The 16,833-nt window shown below is 65.5% G+C and carries 14 protein-coding genes; 3 read left to right on the top strand and 11 right to left on the bottom strand.

The features are described from left to right. Positions 1 to 12 precede the first annotated feature (12 nt). The 3 genes from A7X65_RS23905 to A7X65_RS23915 all read right to left on the bottom strand — a co-directional run bounded on the left by A7X65_RS23905 (position 13) and on the right by A7X65_RS23915 (position 2,810). Positions 13 to 606 carry a GNAT family N-acetyltransferase gene (locus A7X65_RS23905; protein WP_063689563.1) on the bottom strand — a complete coding sequence of 198 codons (594 nt, stop codon included), beginning with the start codon at positions 604 to 606 and terminating at the stop codon, positions 13 to 15. A gap of 201 nt (positions 607 to 807) precedes the next feature. Continuing rightward, positions 808 to 1,734: an SMP-30/gluconolactonase/LRE family protein gene (locus A7X65_RS23910; RefSeq protein WP_063689566.1), complete on the bottom strand. Its 927-nt coding sequence runs from the start codon at positions 1,732 to 1,734 to the stop codon at positions 808 to 810. A gap of 242 nt (positions 1,735 to 1,976) precedes the next feature. After that, positions 1,977 to 2,810, bottom strand: a complete 834-nt coding sequence (locus tag A7X65_RS23915; protein ID WP_063689569.1) for an AraC family transcriptional regulator — start codon at positions 2,808 to 2,810, stop codon at positions 1,977 to 1,979. Between the two features lie 182 nt (positions 2,811 to 2,992). Here A7X65_RS23915 and A7X65_RS23920 point away from each other — a divergent pair, with 182 nt between their 5' ends. After that, positions 2,993 to 4,096: a mandelate racemase/muconate lactonizing enzyme family protein gene (locus A7X65_RS23920; protein ID WP_063689572.1), complete on the top strand. Its 1,104-nt coding sequence runs from the start codon at positions 2,993 to 2,995 to the stop codon at positions 4,094 to 4,096. Positions 4,097 to 4,100: 4 nt separating this feature from the next. Here A7X65_RS23920 and A7X65_RS23925 read toward each other — a convergent pair whose 3' ends face one another. Next, complete coding sequence (locus A7X65_RS23925) at positions 4,101 to 4,457, bottom strand: hypothetical protein (protein ID WP_063689574.1); 357 nt, start codon at positions 4,455 to 4,457, stop codon at positions 4,101 to 4,103. A gap of 185 nt (positions 4,458 to 4,642) precedes the next feature. On the opposite strand from A7X65_RS23925, the gene A7X65_RS23930 reads away from it, so the two are divergent. Continuing rightward, on the top strand, positions 4,643 to 4,864 hold the full coding sequence (locus tag A7X65_RS23930) for a hypothetical protein (RefSeq protein ID WP_063689576.1): 222 nt from the start codon (positions 4,643 to 4,645) through the stop codon (positions 4,862 to 4,864). Between the two features lie 280 nt (positions 4,865 to 5,144). Here the strand turns inward: A7X65_RS23930 and A7X65_RS23935 are convergent, their stop codons facing one another. Next, a complete protein-coding gene (locus A7X65_RS23935; RefSeq protein WP_063689580.1) occupies positions 5,145 to 5,801 on the bottom strand; it encodes a glutathione S-transferase family protein in 657 nt (218 codons plus the stop codon). 170 nt (positions 5,802 to 5,971) lie between these two features. On the opposite strand from A7X65_RS23935, the gene A7X65_RS23940 reads away from it, so the two are divergent. Then, on the top strand, positions 5,972 to 7,195 hold the full coding sequence (locus A7X65_RS23940; RefSeq protein ID WP_145664767.1) for a polyhydroxyalkanoate depolymerase: 1,224 nt from the start codon (positions 5,972 to 5,974) through the stop codon (positions 7,193 to 7,195). A gap of 3 nt (positions 7,196 to 7,198) precedes the next feature. Here the strand turns inward: A7X65_RS23940 and A7X65_RS23945 are convergent, their stop codons facing one another. The 6 genes from A7X65_RS23945 to A7X65_RS23970 form a co-directional block, all read right to left on the bottom strand. Beyond that, positions 7,199 to 10,573: an adenylate/guanylate cyclase domain-containing protein gene (locus tag A7X65_RS23945; RefSeq protein WP_063689583.1), complete on the bottom strand. Its 3,375-nt coding sequence runs from the start codon at positions 10,571 to 10,573 to the stop codon at positions 7,199 to 7,201. Between the two features lie 306 nt (positions 10,574 to 10,879). After that, the gene (locus A7X65_RS23950) at positions 10,880 to 11,395 is read right to left on the bottom strand and encodes a hypothetical protein (protein WP_063689586.1); all 516 of its coding nucleotides are present in this window, start codon (positions 11,393 to 11,395) and stop codon (positions 10,880 to 10,882) included. Between the two features lie 372 nt (positions 11,396 to 11,767). After that, a complete protein-coding gene (locus A7X65_RS23955; protein WP_156528002.1) occupies positions 11,768 to 13,642 on the bottom strand; it encodes an ABC transporter ATP-binding protein in 1,875 nt (624 codons plus the stop codon). A gap of 9 nt (positions 13,643 to 13,651) precedes the next feature. After that, positions 13,652 to 14,578, bottom strand: a complete 927-nt coding sequence (locus A7X65_RS23960) for a 2-hydroxyacid dehydrogenase (RefSeq protein WP_063689588.1) — start codon at positions 14,576 to 14,578, stop codon at positions 13,652 to 13,654. A 7-nt stretch (positions 14,579 to 14,585) separates the two neighbouring features. Then, positions 14,586 to 15,914, bottom strand: a complete 1,329-nt coding sequence (locus tag A7X65_RS23965; protein WP_063689590.1) for an NAD(P)/FAD-dependent oxidoreductase — start codon at positions 15,912 to 15,914, stop codon at positions 14,586 to 14,588. 40 nt (positions 15,915 to 15,954) lie between these two features. Further along, positions 15,955 to 16,830 (bottom strand): ABC transporter permease, encoded by an 876-nt coding sequence (locus A7X65_RS23970; RefSeq protein WP_063689592.1) that lies wholly within the window; start codon positions 16,828 to 16,830, stop codon positions 15,955 to 15,957. Positions 16,831 to 16,833: the final 3 nt, after the last annotated feature.

Below are 16,833 nucleotides of genomic sequence, written 5' to 3' on the forward strand. Positions count from 1 at the left end.
CCTCGGCCGCCCCTAGCGCGGCTTGTCGTTGAGTTGAAATTCGAGATGCGCCTGCACCGTCGGCCATTCGGCGGCGGTGATGCTGTAAACAACGGTGTCGCGCAGCGTGCCGTTCGGCGCGATCTGGTGGCTGCGCAGGATGCCGTCCTGCTTGGCGCCCAGGCGCTCGATGGCACGGCGGCTCTGGTGGTTGAAGAAGTGCGTGCGGAACTCGACCGCGATGCAGTTCAGCGTTTCGAAGGCGTGGCGCAGCAGCAGCAATTTGCACTGGGTGTTGAGCGGGCCGCGCTGCGCGCTCTTGCCGTACCAGGTCGAGCCGATCTCGACGCGGCGGTTGGCGGCATCGATGTTCATGTAGGTGGTCATGCCGACGATGCTGCCGCCGGCGTCGAACACGGTGAAGGGCAGCATCGAGCCCGCGGCCTGCAGGCCGAGGCGGCGGTCGATCTCCTTGCCCATATTCTCGGGCAGCGGGATCGCGGTGTACCAGAGCTTCGAGAGCTCCCCGTCCTTCACGGCCTCCGTCAGCCCCTGAAGATGCTGGTGCGACAGCGGCTCGAGACGGGCATGCTGTCCGCGCAGGGTGATGGGATCAGGCCAGGGCATTTGAAATCTCTCCTTACGACATTGTGCAGCGAGGCATTCCAGTCACCGGAACCTCATCCTGAGGAGCGCGGAACGCGCGTCTCGAAGGATGAAGGCCCGGCTGGTGGCCTCGCCCTTCGAGACGCCGCCGAGGGCGCGCTCCTCAGGGTGAGGGTCTGATAGTTGCTTTGCCTCGCTCGCAATGACGGTAACTAGCACCGTTTATTTGTTTAGGAAATTGAGCGGCAATCCACCGCGCGGCCAGTCCATGGCGATCAGCTCGCCCTTGCCCGACAGCGTGATGTAGGCGGTCTTCAGCTCGGGGCCGCCGAAGGCGATGTTGGTGGTGACGCGGTCGCCGGTCGGGACCTGCTCGACCAGGGTGCCGTCGGGCGCGATCACCGAGATGCAGCCGGAGACCAGCGTGGCGACGCAGACATTGCCGTTCGCCTCGACCGCGAGCGAGTCGAACATCTGGTAGCCGCCGAGGCCGCAGATCGGCTTGCCCCGCTCGCCGCGATAGATCACGTCGCGCGGCTTGAGCGTGCCGGGCGCAGAGAGCTCGTAGGCCCAGAGCCGGCCGGTCGGCGTCTCCGCGATATAGACCGTGCTCTCGTCCGGCGACAGGCCGATGCCGTTGGCGGGCAGCACGCCGTGCACGATCTCGACGATCTCGCTCATGCCGGGCTTGAGGTAATACATGCCGCCGACGTCCATCTCGCGCGCGCGGCGTTTGCCGAGATCGGAGAACCAGAGGCCGCCCTGCCTGTCGAAGACGAGGTCGTTCGGCCCGCGCAGATCGTGCTCGCCGCATTTGGTCACGACGGTCTCGACCTTGCCGGATTGCAGGTCCACGCGCTGGATCGAGCCGCCGAGATAATCGTCGGGCTGCGGGCCCGGCATGATCATGTTGCGGGTCGGGATCCAGGAGAAGCCGCCATTGTTGCAGATGTAGATCTTGCCGTCGGGGCCCAGCGCCGCGCCGTTCGGGCCGCCCGGGACCTTGGCGACAATCTCCTTGCGGCCGTCGGGATAGACTCGGGTCAGTCGCTGGCCGCGGATCTCCACCAGCACCACCGAGCCGTCCGGCATCACGACCGGCCCTTCGGGAAATTCGAGGTCGGTGGCGAGAACGCGGACGTTGGACATGTGGGACCCTCCCGGCTGCTTGTTATGGCTTGCACGGGATGTCCGGCACGGGCCCCACACGCAAGATTTGCCTGCGGTTATGACAAAGTCATCCGGGCTTGCCAAGCAAGCGGGATGGTATGCCAGCCTTGCAACCTAAAGCGCGCTAGAATATCGCGCTTTAGGTTCTCGTTTGAGCATGATCTTTTCGGAAAACCGCTGCGCACTTTGCGCTCACGCGGCCCTTCGGGTCCGGATCATTGCTATTCTCTGACTGGTATCCAAATCTCGAAGCCGCCATTGCCGGTTGCGGGATCGAATGCCTCGTCATAGCGCTCGAAGTTCGGTGCATCCGCGGCCTTCAGGCCGGAGGCCGGCAGCCATTGATTCCAGATCGTGCTGACGGTGCGGCGGATCGAGGCGACGTGGTCGGTGTGGGTGAACACCGCATAGCGCTGCTCTCCGATGCGGATGCGGCCGAAGCGGCGCGGCAGGTCGGAGAAATCGGCGACCTCGACGCCGGCGATGTAGTCGAAATTGCCGGCATCGTCGCCGTTGCAGCACACGCCATAGGCGACCTGACCGACGCGCGCGGGGATGTCGGCGACCTCCTGATGGAAGCGCTGCCACAGCCCCGGAATTGCTGCGCCGTTGTCGCAGGAGATGCGCTCCATGGGGCCGGCGACGAGGATGGCCTTGGCGGTTTCGAAACGCGGGGGCTTGAGATGGTCGAGCATGGTGGAGTCCATGAGGATCGGCTCCTGTAGCTTGAGATGGCCGGTGCATGCCGCGGCCCGAACCGCTTCCGGCGTGGTGCCGAACTGGTCGCGGAACGCGCGGGTGAATGCTTCGTGCGAGCCGTAATCCGCCTGAAGCGCCAGCGACAGGATGTCCGGCGCGCCGTTCGCGAGACTGCGCGCCGCTTCGCTGAGCCGCCGGGCGCGCACATACCGCATCACGGAAAGACCGGTGGCTGCGGCAAACGCGCGCACGATGTGGAACCGCGACACGCCCGAGACCGCGGCGATCTCGTCGAGCGTCATCGGCTCGGCCAGATGGCTCTCGATGTACCAGAGCGCGCGCTGGGCTGGGTTCACAGTGGTTTCCAGTCTTCGTTCGAAGCAAGGCCATGATGCGCCCAAGACCAACGCCTTCGCTTGATCGGCGTTGCGGTCCGCAGGGGAAGGATAGCGCTGGAACAGCCTCTGGCAACGTGCGGCCGTTCGTGCCTACATTCGGCCGCTCAAAACCGCTCACGAGAAAGCAGGAGGAACCAAGCATGAAGATCGCCGATGTGCGGGCGCACCATATCCGCATCCCCTACGACGCCGGTGTTGCGAGCTTCCGCCAGGGCGCTTCCGCGATTTCCGCGCTCGACATGGTGCTGGTCGAGGTCACCACCGACACCGGGCTGACCGGCTGGGGCGATGCCTTCGCCTATGTCTGCCCGCGCACCACGCGCAGCGCCGTCGAGGAGATGATCGCGCCGCAGGCCATCGGCCTCGAGGTTCCCGACGCCGCCGACATTGCCGCGGCGATGGAGCAGATCCAGCGCAATCTGCATCTGTTCGGCCGCTACGGCATCACCATGTTCGCGATCTCCGGCCTCGACATCGCGCTGTGGGATCTCGCTGCGAAGATCGAAGGCGTGCCGCTGCACCGCCTGCTCGGCGAGACCAAGCGCACGAACATTCCGGCCTATGCGAGTCTTCTGCGGATCGGCTCGCCCGACAACATCGCCGGCGAATGCAGGAAGGCGCTGGCGCTCGGCTATGGCGCGATCAAGCTGCACGAGACCACGACGCCTGCGGTGTTCGCCGCGCGCGAGGCGATCGGGCCCGGCATTCCGCTGATGGTCGACATGAACTGCCCGCTCACAGGCGAGCAGGCGATCGCCTTTGCGAAGGCGTGCAGGGACGCGCAGCCGATGTTCCTGGAGGAGCCGGTGTGGCCGCCCGAGGATTTTGCCGCGCTCGCCGACGTGCGCAGCAATGGCGGGCTCGGCATCGCCGCGGGCGAGAATGCCTGCACGGAATATCAATTCCGCCAGATGATGGATGCGGGCGCGGTGAGCCACGCCCAGCCGTCGGTGATCAAGGTCGGCGGCATCACCGAGTTCCTGAAGGTGGCGGCGCTGGCCGATCAGCACGGCGTCAAGATCGTTCCGCACTCGCCGTATTTCGGCCCCGGCCTGCTGGCGACGCTGCATCTTCTGGCGACGCGCGACGACGGGCTGGTCGAGATGTTCTATCTCAAGCGCGAGGCCTGCCTGTGGGGCGGGCGCGCCGACGTCGATGCCACCGGCCATGTCGCGGTGCCCGCCGGCAAGGGGCTCGGCTACGAACCCGACCGCGGCGTGATCGAACGCTATCGCGTGAGGTGACCGCCTATTTCGCCGCGTCCTTCGGCGGCGGCGCGTCCTGCTTCTTCTTCACATCCTCGGCGGTCTTGGCCTGCGCGGCCTGAAGATCGCCGATCGTCTTCTGCAGGCCGGCAACGCTGGTCTTCAGCGCGTCGATCTGGCGGGCCGCCGCATCCAGCTTCTGCTGGTGATCGAGGTTGAGCTTGGTGATGGTCTTCTGCAGGAAGTCGACATTGCTCTGAAGGCAGCTGGTGCGGCGCTCCATGGTCTTCTCGACCGTGCAGATCTCGATGCCGGGCACGTCCTGCGCGCGGACCGGCGCGGCCGCCAGCGTGGCGAGCAGCAACATCGGGACATGGACGCTGGCACTTCGAAGCTGCATGCGGGTTCCTCGTCGAAAATATCACGGCAATGTGCGCTGTTTGCGCACGACCGCCCAACGCTACCACACTCGTACCGCATTCTCGCGTTGAGCTTGGCGTGTTCCCCCGGGACGGGGAGCACTGAACCGCATGCGGAGGGAGGTGGGCGCTCTTTCCGCGGCTTTGATTAGGGGAGATTTTTGCAATGGCAACGCGTGATAGACGGTTGGCGGAATTTGACGGCGCGGGAGAACCGCCGCCCGGCCTGCCGGTCGAAGTGCTGTGCGAGGATCACAGCGGTACGTACCAGCTCCCGTTCGCCTGCCGCTATGTCGGAGGACGCTGGCAGAACCACGAGGCCGGCATTGCGGTCGAAGCGACCGTGATCGGCTGGCGCCTGCCGCGAGTGAAGCAGCCGGTCTCCTGACGGCAGAAGCTGTTTCAAAATGCAACGGAGCCGCGCTCCGTCTTAACGAACGGAACGCGGCCCGAACGAATCACGTCCGAATCAGCGGAAGAGCCTCGTACGCGGCTGTTCACGGCTAGATGTCGCAACCACCCCGCAGCCCCCCACAATATCTGCCCAGCACGCAGGCCTGACGCGTCCTGCAACGAGGGCCAAAGGTTAACGGCTTCAACGACATGACTGCAGGGGCCCGCGGCACCGGGCCTCGCTGCCAAAACAGGCAGGGCGATGCCGCGGCTGCCTAATATTCGACCTCGAGCTCCTCGATCTCGGCCGGCTCTTCCTTCGCCGCCGCGATCCATTCCTTCATCTCGGGCATGGCCATGATGGTATCGGCATAGGCCTTGAGGCGCGGCTCGAGCTTGACGTCATAGGTGACGAAGCGCGTCACCACGGGCGCGTACATCGCATCCGCCATGGTGCGCCGCTCGCCGAACAGGAACGGCCCGCCCGACTTCTCCAGGCAGTCGCGCCAGATCGACCAGACGCGGTCGATGTCGGCCTGCGCCCGCGACCAGATCTTGAAGCCGGGGAAGTGCCCCTTGAGATTGACCGGCAGCGAGGCCCGCAGCGTGGTGAAGCCGGAATGGATTTCGCCGCAAATCGAGCGGCAATGGGCGCGCTGGACGCGGTCATCCGGCAACAGGCCGGCGTCCGGCATCAGGTCGTTGAGATATTCGGCGATCGCCAGCGTATCCCAGACCGTGGCACCGTCGTGCCGCAGGCACGGCACCAGGATCGACGAGGACAGCAACAGGATTTCGGCGCGTGCCGAGGCATCGTCCGGCGCGGTGATCACCTCGTCGAAATCGAGCCCGGAAAACTTCGTCAGCAGCCAGCCGCGCAGCGACCAGGACGAGTAGTTCTTGCTGCTGATGGTCAGTGTCGCCTTCGCCATTTGGCCCCTTTCCTGCGCCTGTCACCGGCACTCCGCCCGGCTCGCGGCGTGCCCATTCGCTGTGCTTCGCGTGAAACGAGCAGCAAGCGACGTGCCAATTTTGAGGGCGATACCGCCGCCGCTTGGCTTCGATATTGCATGGCAACATGGGTCAGGGTGGGCATTTCAGTATGATGTCGATGTATTATCAGGCCTTTCAGAACCAGATGGATCTGACGGCGCCGTTTCGGGTGGGCGCCTCGTCCGCGCTCAAATTCCTCCATCTGGTGCCGCAGGGCATATCGGACCAGGTGGTCGGGCGGCTGTCTGCGGCGCTGGAGCTGATCTCCCGCTCCACCCTCACCTATGACCGCCCGGCCTACGGCATCGACAGCGTCATGGTGGGCAACCGCGAGGTCGCGGTTCGCGAGGAGATCGCCTACGCGACGCCGTTCGGCTCGCTGCTGCATTTCAGGAAGGATGGCATCGCCGAGCAGCCGCGCATGCTGCTGGTGGCGCCGATGTCCGGGCACTTCGCCACGCTGCTGCGCGGCACCGTGAAGACGCTGCTGCAGGACCACGACGTCTACATCACCGACTGGCACAATCCGCGCGACATTCCGCGCAGCGAGGGCCGTTTCGGGCTCGACGACTACACCGATCACCTGATCGATTTCCTCGGCCAGCTCGGCCCGCGCCCGCACATGGTGGCGATCTGCCAGCCTTCGGTCTCGGCGCTCGCGGCCGCCGCGGTCATGTGCGAGGGCAACCACCCCTCGCGGCCTGCGACGCTGACGCTGATGGCGGGCCCGATCGACACGCGCATCCAGCCGACCAGGGTCAACGAGTTCGCCAAGAGCCGGCCGATCGAGTGGTTCGAGCGCAATCTGATCAACTACGTGCCGGTGCAATGCCGCGGCGCCATGCGGAAAGTCTATCCCGGCTTCGTGCAGCTCACGGCGTTCGTCTCGATGAACCTGGAGCGCCACATCAAGCAGCACATGGATCTCGCCAACCACATCGCCAAGGGCGAGAAGGAGAAGGCGGCGAGCATCAAGACCTTCTACGACGAATATTTCGCCGTGATGGATTTGCCGGCGGAGTTCTACATCGAGACCGTGCGCGACGTGTTCCAGGAGCATTTGCTGCCGCAGGGCAAGCTGATGCATCGCGGCCGCCCCGTGAACACCAAGGCCGTCAGCCGCATGGGGCTGATGACGGTCGAGGGCGAGAAGGACGACATCTGCTCGATCGGCCAGACGCTGGCGGCGCAGGACCTCTGCACCGGCGTGCGCGCCTATCGCCGCGTCCACCACATGCAGGCCGGCGTCGGCCATTACGGCGTGTTCTCCGGCAAGCGCTGGAACAACGAGATCTACCCGCTGCTGCGGGATTTCGTGCACGTAAATTCGTGAGCCTCACCTCCGCCCAAACGACGGCCGGCCAGGGAAAGCGGCACGCGCCTCATGCTCTTGCCTGAGCAGCTCTTTGGCTTCCATGAATTCTGGAAGATTTCGCTCAGCCTCGAATTCAGCAAGCACCGGAACGAGCACCCGGGGTATCGCAGCCGCCCGGCCATTTGTGTCGTACAGGCGCGCAAGTTCAAGCGCGCTGCGCAGCTCGAAAGTCCTGGTTTGCTGGTGACGCGCGATGTCCAGCGCTCGCTTGAAGGCGTCTTCGGCACCGGACGCATTCGAAGGGTCATGGCGCGATAAAAGCCTGCCGCGGACACGATGCAGCTCGGCGTCAAGCCAATGCTGGCCGGATTGTGCCGTCCCGGCGATCAATTCGCCCAGGATGTCCAGCCCGGTTTCGACTTCGCCCAGTTCGGCATTCGCCATGGCGACTTGCATCCCCCAGAACGGTTCGCAGAGGCAGCAATCGTTCTCGTGCAGCATCGTCCAGCCGTGACGCATGTCCGCAAGTCCAGCCATCCGGTCGCCGGCACGCCATTTGGCCAGGCCATTCAGATAGGTGCCCGCGGCCACGTACAGCGGCATCGTGTGCTCGCGCGCAAGACCGAGCGCCAGGATCGTCTCCGTTTGCTGCAGCATGCCCCCGCATACCCCGTCGAACACAGCGCGATGAACCAGCGCATTGGCCTGGGACAGCGCCCGCTTTTCTCCCGGAGCCCCCACCGCTTCCGCGGCAAGCCTGCGCGCACGAGCGGTGCTGCCGAGCGGCCAGAGCACCAGGGCAAGAAATCTCATGATCACGAACGGTAGATCCAGCGCCGAAGCCCTGAAGGTCGCGGGATCCGGTTCAGCACCATGGATCGACAGCGCCTGCTCGAGATGCGTTCTCGCATTCAAGTAATCGCCCCCGAACCAGCAGGTGACGCCGCCCGTCCAATGGGCGACGACGGCGGCCACCGGCGAGTCCGGTCGCCGGTCCGCTGCGCTCCTGATGGCATCCGCCAGCTCCCGCATCGGAGCGAGTTCGCCGTGTGTCAGGCAGGCATTGAAGAGCCCTGAATGCACCGGCGCAAGTTCAACGGGATCATCGATGTCGGCTGCGAACTGGCGCGCACGCGTCCATGCCGCGACCGTTTCGGGAGCGCTGTGGCCGAGGCTGCCCCTGAGTGCACGGCCGTATGCGATTTGAAGATGCAGCCTGCTCATCATCCGGCGGGGCTCGTCAGGCAATTGATCGGCGATCGCAATGGCCTTGCCGAGATGCGCGATGGCCTCGGAATAGGCCGAGCGTTTCAGCGCCTGCTGGCCTGCCTTGCGCCACCATTCGAGCGCGACCTCGCTCAGCCCCGCCTCGGTAAAGTGGTGCGCCAGAACTTCCGGCTCGGTCTCGGCGACGGCTGGAAACTTCTCGCGCAGGACCTCGCCAATTCGCGTGTGCAGCACCTGCCGCTTGCTCCTAAGCAGGCTCTCGTAGGCCGCTTCCTGAACGAGGGCGTGCTTGAAGCTATAATTTGCGTCGGGCGGAGCCCCAAGACGCAACAGCAGTTCGGCCTCCTCAAGCTGTCCCAGCGCAGCGGTCAGCGTCAGATCATCGCGTCCTGCCACGGTTTTCAGCAGCGCGTACGAGAAGTCGCGGCCGATGGCGGCGCCTATCTGCGCCACCTCCTTGACCGGCGCGAGCCGGTCGAGCCGCGCCATCAGCGAATCCTGCAGCGTCGCGGGAATGGCAAGCGGCGGGAGCGGACTATTCAGGCGATAGCGTCCGGCATCTTCGACCAGCAGCCCGGACTCCAGCACCATCTTGGTCAACTCCTCGACGAACAGAGGGATGCCGTCGGTCTTGTCGATGATCTGCTTCATCATCTCGCGTGGCAGCTGGCGGCCGACGACCACCTGCTCGACCAGCGCGCGCGTGTCCTGCCGATCGAGCCGGTCGAGCCGTAACAGACTGACGTTGGCAAGGCCCGACCAGGACGGCTCGAACTCCGGCCGGGACGTCATGAGCACGAGTATCGGCAACCCCCTGATGCGATCGACCGCGAGATCGAACAGTTCAAGTGTGGTGGCATCGGCCCAATGCATGTCCTCGCAGATGACCAGCAGAGGCTGGTCTCGCGCCAATCCCTCGAGCTGATCGAGAAGGGCGGCAAATGTCTGTCTCCGCTGCTGCGCCGGGCTCAAGCCGAGAGGCGGGCAATGGTCGCCGGTGGGAATCGAAAGCAGGGCCGCAATGAGCGGTGTCGCTCGGGCGACCTGCTCGGTTCCCAGCGCCAGCATGGCCGCGAGCTTGTCGAGCTTTTGTTCCGGCGTGTCATGCGAACGAATTCCGGCGGCGCGCTCGAGCTGCGCGACAAAGGGATGAAGCGCACTGTTGGTGTGGTAAGGCGAGCACTGATATCGCACCCGGCGGTGCGTCCCCAACGAGGGGCTTTCGGACAGCGTTGCGACGATCCGCGACTTGCCGATACCCGCTTCGCCGGAAATCAGCACCATCTGGCCCTGGCCCTGCCATGCCTCCCGCTGGCGCGAGAGAATGAATTCGATCTCGTCCTTGCGGCCGACAAAGCCGATCGAGCGCGCGGCACGGACCGCCTCGAAGCGACTCTCCGATGCGGTCGCTCCTTCCACCGCCCAGACCGCGATCGGCTCGCCTATCCCCTTGACCTCGCGGCGGCCGAGATTGCGAAAGGTGAAGAGATCGCCAAGCAGCCGGCGCGTCGATGAAGCGACAACGACCGCCCCAGGCTCCGCCAGGCTCTGAAGCCGGGCAGCGAGGTTCGGCGTGTCGCCGACGGTTGCATGCTCCTCCGATGCGTCTCCGCTGATGAGGTCGCCGACCACCACGAGCCCGGTCGCGATCGCGATCCGCAGTTCAACCCGTTCGCCGGCGCCTGTCTTGAGCTGGCGAATCGCGGCGACGATATCGAGGCCCGCTCGCACTGCGCGCTCCGCATCATCTTCGTGAGCGCGCGGATAGCCGAAATAGACGAGTATTCCGTCACCGACGAACCTGGCTATCCTGCCGTCGTAAGCGGCAATGACACGCGCACACGCGGCGCGGTAGGCGCGGATCACCTCCCACAGATCCTCGGGATCGAGACGCGCCGAGAGCGCAGTCGAGCCGACCAGATCGCAAAACATCACGGTGAGGTGACGCCGCTCGGCGTCATGAGCAGGAGCCGGCGACGCGATCAAGGCGGCCGGATCGAGCTCGGCAATGGCCCGCAGCATCTTGCGGCGATGACCGAGCAGGACTCCGAGCTTGTCGAAGTCCTCGTCCATCAGTTCGGGGAGGATGCCCACATCGATCCCATTTTGGGCAAAACGCTCAGCGTATTGCCCAAGCCCCAGTTTCTCGAGCCACTCCGCAATCTGCATGGCTCCCACCGATGTTGTGGCTGGCGGTTAGCAGAATTTTGGACCACGGCCGCAAGGGGAGAATATCCCAACGTCACCATGATGGCACGTCTTGTTTGTGGACGACTTGGCTGCTCAGGCCAATACGCTTCGGAGCGGAAAGTCATTCGATGCTCGTCTGCGCTACCAAAAATCGTCTGCAGGCAGCGTTGAACGACAGAGGTTGCTACGAGCCGTCAACCACCCGCTCAGATCTGAAGCCGAATCCGGCATCGAGCTTGTGCCCACCACACGACACCGGACGGCTTTCCCTGAGCACAGCCGTCCTCACTCCTTGTCCATGGGCACGTCGTAGCCGCGCGCCATCACGCCCGCCGCAACTTGAAGCGAAGAGCCGACCATCCAACAGCCGGCAACAAAGACTATCAGGCCATCGGGAAGGCTTTGATCAAGGACAAGAATGCTGACGGACAGAGCTGCTGCAATCGCCGCGCCGAACGTTCCGCCCGCACTCATGATCTCGATCGCCTCGGATCCATTGTATTCCTCCGGGACGTTCGAAATCGACCTGCGGGCGACAGCGCGGGACAGGTCAATTCCAACATAGAAGCTGACAGCTCCATAGAGCATCGTGAGCAGCACGATCCAGCCACTTTCAAGAAGCCCGTCTTTCTGACGTACCAGGGTCGCCCCCACATAGAGGCCGCAAGTGGCTCCAATGGCTGCGAGCCCAATTCTTTCAAGAAGATGGGCCGACTTGATAAGACTGGAACGAGCGATCCGAAAATTGCCGACCTGCCTCGTCTCGGAAAATGAGCTTGAAATTTCATTGCTTGTCTTCATTGGAGGGCTCCTTGGTAAGTAGCAGCCTACCGGCCGACCCGAATAGGAGCTGCGTGAACGCGTTTCCCGATTGCCCTGGATTCCAATTTTTGAAAGATCGCTGAGTGATGGGACCGGCTCCCTCGTGAACACGACGAGGGCCAATCCAAAGCTGCGAGCACATGGCATCGCAGGCATTGCATCTCACCCACATTTGCCAGCCTGGCTCCGGGTGAGGCAATTTCTTGCGGATGTGATAGCTCGAAAGGAGAGTGACCAAATATGAGACGGTTCACATACCCGAAGCTCCCTGTCGCTTCCCGCCAGTCACAATTTCAGGAGGACAGGCTGCACGGTCGCGCACTCACAGGTCGCACGAGCTGAAAGGCACCCTCAGTTATTGGCCGACCACTCCTCGCCCCAAACCTGCACGACGTGGCCCGGCGAGACCTCGCGATATTGCCGCACCGGCGGCTGGTAATCCGGCGCGCGCACCGGGCTTCTGATCTCGTCGTTCGCGGCTTCGCGCCTGGTGCCGCGGCGCAACGGGTCCGGCACCGGCACGGCGGCCATCAGCTTCTTCGTATAGGGATGCTGCGGATTGCCGAACACGGATGCGCGCGGGCCGATCTCGACGATCTCGCCGAGATACATCACCGCGACGCGATGGCTCATGCGCTCGACCACCGCGATGTCGTGGGAGATGAAGAGGTAGGCGAGGCCCATGCTGGCCTGGAGGTCGAGCATCAGGTTCACGACCTGCGCCTTGACCGAGACGTCGAGCGCGGAAACCGCCTCGTCCGCGACGATCAGCTTCGGCCCGAGCGCCAGAGCGCGCGCGATGCAGATGCGCTGGCGCTGGCCGCCGGAGAATTCATGCGGGAAACGCGCGGCCATGTCGGCGGTGAGGCCGACGCGGACGAGCAGGTCGGCAACCTTGTCGCGCGCCTGCGAGGCCGTGGCGAGGCCGTTGGCCAGCAAGGGCGCTGCGATCGCCGCTCCCACCGACATGCGGGGATTGAGGCTCGCGAACGGATCCTGAAACACGATCTGCATGTGCTTGCGGAAGTCGCGCAAGGTGCGGCCGTTCATCGCCAGCACATCCTGGCCGTCGATCAGGACGGTGCCGGCGTCCGGCTCCGTCAACTTGAGGATGGAACGGCCCGTGGTGGACTTGCCGCAGCCGGACTCGCCGACCAGCGCCAGCGTCTCCCCGGCGCGCAAGGTGAAGGAGACGTTCTCGACCGCATGCACGCGGCCCGAGACCTTGCCGAACAGGCCCGAGCGGATCGGAAAGCGCGTGGTGAGGCCGGCGACTTCGAGCAGCGGCCGCTCGGCCGTCGAGACCGTGTCCGGCGTCTCCGCCGGCTCGTCCGAAGTGCCCGTCACCTTGTCGACGATCGGAAACCGCATCGGCCGCGCGCGTCCGTCCATCGAGCCGAGGCGCGGCACGGCGGCGAGCAGTGCGCGCGTGTAGTTGTGCGCGGGCGCGGCGAAGATGCGCGCGGTCGCATCCGTCTCCACCGCCTGCCCGCCATACATGACCACGGTGCGGTCAGCGATCTCGGCGACCACGCCCATGTCGTGGGTGATGAAGAGGATCGACATCCCCTCCTCCCGCTGCAGCTCCTTCAGGAGCTCCAGGATCTGGGCCTGGATGGTGACGTCGAGCGCGGTGGTCGGCTCGTCCGCGATCAGGAGTTTTGGTTTGCAGGCCAGCGCCATCGCGATCATGACGCGCTGGCGCATGCCGCCGGAAAAACGATGCGGATGCTCGTGAAAGCGCGCTTTCGCCGCGGGGATACGGACGCGGTCGAGCAGCCGGATGGTCTCGGCCTCCGCCGCCGCGCGTGACAGGCCGCGATGCTGGATCAGCGCCTCCGCGATCTGGAAGCCGATGGTGAGCACCGGATTGAGGCTCGTCATCGGCTCCTGGAAGATCATGGCGACGTCGTTGCCGCGGATGTCCTTCATGTCGGCTTCGGGCAACGCGAGAAGTTCGCGGCCGGCGAGCATGACGCGGCCCTCGATGCGGCCGCTCTCCTTCGGGATCAGCCGCATGATCGACAACGCGGTGACGCTCTTGCCCGAACCGGACTCGCCGACGATGGCAACGGTCTCCCTGGGGGCGATGTCGAAGGACACGTTGCGGACGACGGGGATCCATTCCCGCTCGCGGATGAACGACGTGGTCAGCCCGGAGACAGACAGCACGGGGGACTGCGTGTCGGCGATCACCTGATTAATCCCGCTGATGCCCATGCTCATGCGACTGTCCTAATACCCGCGCGTGCGATCGACGAGACCCGGCAGTTCCTCGCCGCGACGATGCCGCGCGATGACGTCGAGCACGTAGTCGACCGCGGTATCGGGCGTGGTCATGCTGGCATTGTGAGGCGTCAGCAGGATGCGCGGATGGCTCCAGAACGGGTGACCCGCCGGCAGCGGCTCGGGATCGGTGACGTCGAGCACCGCGCCCGACAACGTGCCGCCATCGAGCGCCGCCAGGAAATCGGCCTCGATGAGATGCGGGCCGCGGCCGACATTGACGAGCCCCGCACCGTGCGGCAGGCGCTTGAACAGATCGGCATTGAGGATGCCGCGGGTCTCGTCGGTGAGCGGCAACAGGCAGACGAGAATATCGGTCTGCGCGAGGAATTCGGTCAGCGCCGCGGCGCCGGAATAGCAGGTGACGCCGTCGATCTCGCGCGGCGAGCGATTCCAGCCGAGAAGCGGAAAGCCGAACGCCGTGAGGCGCTCGAGCACGGCCTGGCCGAGCTGGCCAAGCCCCATCACGCCGACGCGGCGGCGCTTTGCCGGCGTGATCCGGATCTCGCGCCAGACCTGCGCTTTCTGCTGATTGATGAAGTGCAGGAGATCCCGATGCAGGGCGAGCACGCTCATGGTGACGTACTCCACCATGGTCTCGGCGATGCCGGGCTCCAGCATGCGCAGCAGCGGTATGTGGACCGGGAGTTTCGAGGCGTCGAACTGATCGACGCCGGCGCCGACCGAGAACACCAGCTCGATGTTAGGGAAAGTCGTCGCGATGTCGTCGGGCGGCACCCAGGTCACGAGATAGCGCACGTCGGCGGGATCGCCGATGTCGGGCCAGAGCCGGAACGGCATGTCGGGCGCGCGCTCCGCGAAGAAGCGGGCCCACTCCTCGCCGCGCACCATGTTGGCCTTGTAGAGAACCGTCATGTCGCCCTCAGAACGGGCTGACCGGCGCGAGGCGCCGGCCGTCGATCATGCGCTTGTGGCTGTAGGCGGCGGGATCGACCAGCGGCGTTGAGCCGGTGACGATGTCGGCGGCGAGCTTGCCGGCGGCAGGGCCGATGCCGAAGCCGTGGCCGGAGAAGCCGGTCGCGAGGAAGAAGCCCGGCAGCGCGTCGACCGGCGAGATCACCGGGATGGTATCGGGCGTGCAGTCGATCGTGCCGCCCCAGGCTTCCGCGATCTCGATGTCCTTCAACTCGGGGTTCGACTTGATCAGCGACGCCAGAGCCGCGTTGACCAGCGACATGTCGGGCGCGGGATCGCGCACGCGTTCGGTTTCGAACGGCGACGGCTTGTCGAAGCTCCAGCTCGTGCCGCGCATGAGCTGGTCGAAGAACGACTTGCCGAACGACAGCTTCAATCCGTTCTTGCGGTGCAGATAGGTCGGCCAGAACGTGCGCGCGTAACGGAACAGGTCGGGCGACAGCTCGACCGTGCCGCGGTTGCGCAGCGCGAGCGTAAAGCCGCCGTCGAGGCGGCGGCGGATGCAGTAGAAATCGGTGCCGAGCGCGCCCGAGGTGATCTCGGGTCCCGGCGTGGTCCGGCATGCCGTGGCGTTGACGAGGCCGATCGGCAGCTCGACGCCGTGACGGCGGCAGAACAGCGACGACCACGCCCCGCCCGACAGCAGCACGGCTTGCGTGCGAATGGTGCCCTTCTCGGTCACGACGGCACTGACCTTGCCACCAGTCGTCTCCAGCCCGCGCGCGGCGCAGCCCTGATGGATGGTCACACCATGCTTGCGCGCGGCGGTCGCAAGCGCGGGCACCGCCATCGACGGTTCGGCGCGGCCGTCGCTCGGCGTGTGCAGGCCGCCGACCCATTGCTCGGCATTGCCGGGCATGCGCTCGGCGACTTCGGCCGGCGTCAGCACGGTGGAGTGCACCTGCTGCTCGCGCGCAATCGCCGCCCAGCGCTCCCAGCCGGCGAGCTCGTCCTTGCTCTTGGTGAGGAACAGGACGCCGGTGCGACGGAAGCCGGCATCGACGCCGGCATCGTTCTGCATGTCCTCCCACAGCCGCAGCGCCTCGCGCGCCAGCGGGATTTCCTCACGCGCGCGGCCCTGCTGGCGACACCAGCCCCAATTGCGGCTCGATTGCTCGCCGCCGACATGACCCTTCTCGACCAGCGCGACGGAAAGCCCCTTCTTGGCGAGATGATAGGCCGCGGAGACGCCGATGACGCCGCCGCCGATGACGACGACGTCCGCCTGCACCGGCAGGCGTTCGTCGCTGTTTATACGGGTGAGCGGCGGGGACATGGGGCACTCCTGGGATTCAGTTCGAACGAAGCCTGGCTCGTCATGGGATGTTCATCCGCGGGTCGAGCGCATCGCGCAGGCCGTCGCCGAGGAAGTTGAAGCTCGTCACCGCGAGCGTGATGGCGACGCCCGGCGCGATCGCGAGCCACGGCGCGCTGGTGAGATAGATCTGCGCATTGTTGAGCATGTTGCCCCAGCTCGCCGCCGGCGGCTGGATGCCGTAGCCGAGATAGCTGACATAGGATTCGAGCAGGATCGCCTTGGCGACGTTCAGCGTCGCCGCCACCACGATCGGCGCGATCGCGTTGGGCACGAGCTCGCGGAACATGATGCGCAGGTTCGACGAGCCGAAGGCGAGCGCGGCGACGGCGAATTCCCGTTCGCGCAACGAGCGCACCTGGGCCTCGACGACGCGGGCAACGCTCATCCAGGCGGTGGCCGCGATCAGCACGGTGGTGGTGACGAGGCCGGGCTCGGTGAGCGCGGCGAGCGCCAGCAGCAGGAAGATGGTCGGAAAGCACAGCACGGCGTCGACGAGCCGCATCAGCACCGCGCCGACGGCGCCGCCATAGAAGCCGGCAAAGGCGCCGACCACGATGCCGACCGCCATCGCGATCACCATGGCGACGATGCCGATCGAGAGCGAGATGCGCCCGCCCATCATCAGGCGCGCCAGCACGTCGCGGCCGAGCTCGTCGGTGCCGAGGATGTGCGCGCCGGACAGCGGCGGCGCGAACCGCTTCATGATGTCGATATAGGTGTCGTCGAACGGCAGGAGGTAAGGACCGAGCGCCGAGCCGAGCACGAGGATGACGATGATCACCGCGCCCGCGAGCGCGAGGCGATGCCGCCGAAAGCGCCGCCACGCGGCCTGGCCGGGCGCGAGCTGGACGGTGGAAAGAGCCGCGGTCGCCATCGC

Source organism: Bradyrhizobium stylosanthis (genome assembly GCF_001641335.1).
GTDB lineage: Bacteria > Pseudomonadota > Alphaproteobacteria > Rhizobiales > Xanthobacteraceae > Bradyrhizobium > Bradyrhizobium stylosanthis.

Coding starts and splice junctions, on each gene's coding strand:
- A7X65_RS23940 (WP_145664767.1), top strand. CDS start 5,972: ATGATGTCGATGTATTATCAGGCCTTTCAGAACCAGATGGATCTGACG.
- A7X65_RS23930 (WP_063689576.1), top strand. CDS start 4,643: ATGGCAACGCGTGATAGACGGTTGGCGGAATTTGACGGCGCGGGAGAA.
- A7X65_RS23920 (WP_063689572.1), top strand. CDS start 2,993: ATGAAGATCGCCGATGTGCGGGCGCACCATATCCGCATCCCCTACGAC.
- A7X65_RS23910 (WP_063689566.1), bottom strand. CDS start 1,734: ATGTCCAACGTCCGCGTTCTCGCCACCGACCTCGAATTTCCCGAAGGG.
- A7X65_RS23925 (WP_063689574.1), bottom strand. CDS start 4,457: ATGCAGCTTCGAAGTGCCAGCGTCCATGTCCCGATGTTGCTGCTCGCC.
- A7X65_RS23965 (WP_063689590.1), bottom strand. CDS start 15,914: ATGTCCCCGCCGCTCACCCGTATAAACAGCGACGAACGCCTGCCGGTG.
- A7X65_RS23955 (WP_156528002.1), bottom strand. CDS start 13,642: ATGAGCATGGGCATCAGCGGGATTAATCAGGTGATCGCCGACACGCAG.
- A7X65_RS23950 (WP_063689586.1), bottom strand. CDS start 11,395: ATGAAGACAAGCAATGAAATTTCAAGCTCATTTTCCGAGACGAGGCAG.
- A7X65_RS23905 (WP_063689563.1), bottom strand. CDS start 606: ATGCCCTGGCCTGATCCCATCACCCTGCGCGGACAGCATGCCCGTCTC.
- A7X65_RS23970 (WP_063689592.1), bottom strand. CDS start 16,830: ATGGCGACCGCGGCTCTTTCCACCGTCCAGCTCGCGCCCGGCCAGGCC.
- A7X65_RS23945 (WP_063689583.1), bottom strand. CDS start 10,573: ATGCAGATTGCGGAGTGGCTCGAGAAACTGGGGCTTGGGCAATACGCT.
- A7X65_RS23935 (WP_063689580.1), bottom strand. CDS start 5,801: ATGGCGAAGGCGACACTGACCATCAGCAGCAAGAACTACTCGTCCTGG.
- A7X65_RS23960 (WP_063689588.1), bottom strand. CDS start 14,578: ATGACGGTTCTCTACAAGGCCAACATGGTGCGCGGCGAGGAGTGGGCC.